General features: G+C 31.4%; 1 protein-coding gene. It reads right to left on the reverse strand.

The window, feature by feature from the left end; translation table 11 throughout:
- Positions 1 to 194: 194 nt before the first annotated feature.
- Positions 195 to 911: a hypothetical protein gene (locus WJR50_RS34115; protein ID WP_341297801.1), complete on the reverse strand. Its 717-nt coding sequence runs from the start codon at positions 909 to 911 to the stop codon at positions 195 to 197.
- Positions 912 to 1,003 lie beyond the last annotated feature (92 nt).

Genomic DNA, 1,003 nt, shown 5'->3' on the forward strand with positions numbered 1-1,003 from the left:
ACAAGTTCTTAATAATGTACAATTAATCAATTACCTTTAAATCCCTTAATTCTGTAAACCCATTCCAGGACTATTCAGATCCAACAAGTGTAAAATTTCCACCAATATGGTTGGGCAGGATACCTTTGTCTTTTTCTTAGAATATTTATATCTAAATGCTTGCTTTTTTAATAGAACGCTTTGTTAGGGGCTGCCTATTTTACTTCAAAATTAATATCAAACTCATATTCCTCTTTTCCATCTATTGTTTCAACAACGTATTTTGGTGTTATCTTATTCATTCCTTTTTGATATCTGTTTTTATCAATCATTACATGAGGGAAAGATGATACGTCAAAGGTCAATGTATCCTTCCAGTGTTCCTCATTTATGATAATCTTTGTTGGAAAGCTTGAGTTACTTGCTGAAAAATACACATCTGTCACATAAGTCTCTCCATATTTTATCTCATTTGATTTTGCTACAGGCACTAAGGAAAAAGTATCAAATCCTAAATCAGTTGAAAGTGCAAAATCTATTAGTTGAGACAAAATCTCGTTTTCAACGATTTGTATTTTCTCTGCATCTATTTCAGAGTTGGATTGGTAATAATCATTCGTTGCAGTTTCTAACGTATTTCTTATTGTTTTCGGAAAATTCACTTCATGTTGCTTAATGTAGTTGATAATTTGGTTACTCGAGTAACTAGGCAACATCATGTAACAGGTATCCGATATTCCTTTGATTTTTTCAGCTAATTGAAAAGCCCATTTTGCCTTTTCTGGCATTTGCTTATTATAATAGCTTATTTTGTCATATTTTTCATCTATTGAATGAGTAAGAAATACATTTCTTCGTAATTTATTTTCTCCAGTCTCACATGCTGATAGACTTAAAACACCAATTATGAAGAATAATAAGTTTCTTTTCATGTATTTACTTTCTGGTTCTGACTAACGTCAAATTTGGTGCTTATTATCAAGTAGTTGCAAAGCCCACATCTTCAGGCTTTAGCTCCAATTTA

The organism is Catalinimonas locisalis (genome assembly GCF_038039535.1).
Classification (GTDB): Bacteria; Bacteroidota; Bacteroidia; order Cytophagales; family Cyclobacteriaceae; genus Catalinimonas.

Bases quoted from the DNA above. Each gene is read 5' to 3' on its own strand.
- WJR50_RS34115 (WP_341297801.1), bottom strand. From the start codon at position 911: ATGAAAAGAAACTTATTATTCTTCATAATTGGTGTTTTAAGTCTATCA.